Origin of the sequence: Bartonella jaculi (assembly GCF_039543045.1) — a bacterium.
Lineage (GTDB): Bacteria > Pseudomonadota > Alphaproteobacteria > Rhizobiales > Rhizobiaceae > Bartonella > Bartonella jaculi.
The window spans coordinates 1-2492 of the sequence record NZ_BAABIZ010000083.1; the positions used below are offsets into that span (position 1 = coordinate 1).

The 2492-nt window shown below is 34.9% G+C and carries 3 protein-coding genes; all 3 read right to left on the bottom strand.

The genetic code is table 11. From position 1 onward, the window contains the following. The coding region (locus tag ABD915_RS10365; RefSeq protein WP_486303703.1) for a MerR family transcriptional regulator at positions 1 to 74 on the bottom strand (74 nt) is incomplete at its 3' end. Positions 75 to 389: 315 nt separating this feature from the next. Continuing rightward, positions 390 to 1628 (bottom strand): type II toxin-antitoxin system HipA family toxin, encoded by a 1239-nt coding sequence (locus ABD915_RS09330; RefSeq protein ID WP_345117632.1) that lies wholly within the window; start codon positions 1626 to 1628, stop codon positions 390 to 392. After that, complete coding sequence (locus ABD915_RS09335; RefSeq protein ID WP_345117634.1) at positions 1625 to 1840, bottom strand: helix-turn-helix transcriptional regulator; 216 nt, start codon at positions 1838 to 1840, stop codon at positions 1625 to 1627. Before ABD915_RS09335 ends, ABD915_RS09330 begins: the two co-directional genes overlap by 4 nt. Between the last annotated feature and the right edge of the window lie 652 nt (positions 1841 to 2492).

Sequence of the window (2492 nt, forward strand, 5' to 3'; positions counted from 1 at the left end):
TCCCAACGTCGTAGAGTGCTAATAGAAACCCCCAAAGCTTGAGCGGCCTTACCTATCCCAACAAATCTATTCATAATACGTATTATTACATAGATATAAATAGATTACAAGTAAACTGTGTAAACCCGTAGATTGAATAACCTCTTCTGAAAAGTGTTTGATAGCATCTGGTACATGGACTTGAATTCTTGCCATTATCCAAAACTCCTCTTCAATTGAGTACATTGTACTCAAAACAATGCTTTTTTTATATATATCAAGAGTTAAAATTGAGAATTTTTCTCACTTCACATTGTGAGCCATTAGTATTCTCCTTAGCACTAAGAAATTTATCCATAGCGCCGTAAAGCTTCGTTACTTAGGAAAGAAAGGTAGCCAAAGGAAGGAGATTAAAATTTTAAATGTTGAGAGCGCTGTTGAATAACAGTGATAATTGCATCAAAAACTTCAGAATGCAAACCTTCACCCTCGAGCTCTTTTTTTAATTTGATTGCTTTATCACTGATTGAATCGGTCATTATTTTTATTTGCTTTTTTAAGGAAGATTGAGCAGCTTTAGTATCCGCAACCATTTTATAAAAATGACGTAAATATATATCTTTAGGCATATATTTTCCTCCTATTTTCATAGCCATTTTTTGAGATAAATCTGGATAAATAGCCGTACTTAACAAATCATATGCAGGAGAAAGTTCTGGTTTTTTCTGTTTATAGAGTAGTGAAAAGTTTTTACCATGCGCATCGGCATTACCAATTAAATAATTAAAAATAACCCTATTAAGGAAATTAAGTTGATCAACAGCAGGACGCAACGTATGCCGAAAAATAATGGTTTGACATGCGGCAATACTAGGTCCTCCTTCACATTCATATTTAAATTCTGGGGCAATGCTAAGTGCTTGGCAAAAATCTTCTTGATGAATACGTAACACCGTTTCGTTAGAAACTATTTCACGATCATATCGAGCTATAAGATAGTAAGGTGTATTATTCGCAAAATGTAAATGCACTTCTGGCGCATTAATGCCTATGAGTTTTGCCAATTTCATACAGAAAAGTTCATTATGTGCACTATCATTAATATGTTCAATCAGTGGTTTCAAAATATGAGTGGTCGGCGCGCCTCCTTTAATGAGTTGAACATGGTTATCTTTAAAGCCAACCGCTAATTTATCTTGCGCTCCAGCAAGAGATAATCTGTAACCATCATCTCCCGCAAGCATTGGACGACGTTTAATACACTCAAGAATTTCTTTTAACTGAGCATCATCAAGAGTTTCTATATCATCTGTTGGCAAATTCGGAACTTGTCCATGTGGATATAAAGCAAGAGCTCCGGCACAATCTCCCCCAACAACTTCAAGCAAAGCAAAAGCATTTTGTTCAGAAAGACCTAAGTAAGTTGCTAAACGATGTCTTACATTTTCATCAGGTAAGAGACCGGAAAAAAAAGCTTTTACCGCTTGACCTTTATAACCTTCAACACGAGGAGGAAGCGAAACAGAGATCCCCTGTAAGTCTTGATGCAAATAGTCATTATCGTAGAGAAACGTAAGATCTCCACTTTTCTCTTGATGCAATTGACCAACTAATTTTGGGTGCAAATAAACGTCAAGTATACGGGTCATATCTTTTCATTTCCAATCTGGATATCGAGACCAAGCATTGAAAGCACATGTATGGTTTTTCCAACATGACAAGATTCTTTGCCTCTTTCTAAATCACGGATAAATCGCACACCAACCCCCGATGTAGCTGCTAACTGTTCTTGTGTTAATCCTTGTTTTTTACGTGTATTTCTAACGATAAAACCCAATATTTTCATTCTGCTCTCAATCATAATAATCCCTTTCGGGATGATTTTATCATTTTTCATTTTTATTGCAATAAAATAAACCTGTACGGGATGTTTTTTATTCTGTAATCTCTAAAATCTTATCCTTTAGAACAGAGAAAGAGAAGAAGCCAAATGTGTGATATTATAAAAGAGCAAAAAGAAAAGAGTGCATACAATTTATGATTTCGGGAACAAGTCCAATTTGGGATTAATTCCGCTCATGCTGGTGATGTAATATCTGCTGAAGAAGCTGAATATGAAGCAGCGGCATGGCACTTTGAAACACAACGTAAGCTAAATAGATAAATTTTTATCCAAAAGAGTATGTCCATCATCATACAGACTATTAAAACAGCACCGTGTCTTTATAGAAAAACAAGCTTCCTATACCCTTGTTTTATCCATTATGAACAAAATCCGCATTTATTGTCAACTGTTTTATTGTCTTTTTTTGATATTTTTTCTAATATTTTCAAATATTTATGTTATAAAATACCTTATTATTTTTATCACTTTCTTTTGACTTTTACACCGTTCTATCAAACTTACGTAAATATTCTCATTTCTGATTACATCTACTGTTGATTTCCTGCTTCTTCGAGGCTGGTTTCACCAAAGTCACAAGACATTGGCCAGAGCCTTCCTCTCCACAGGC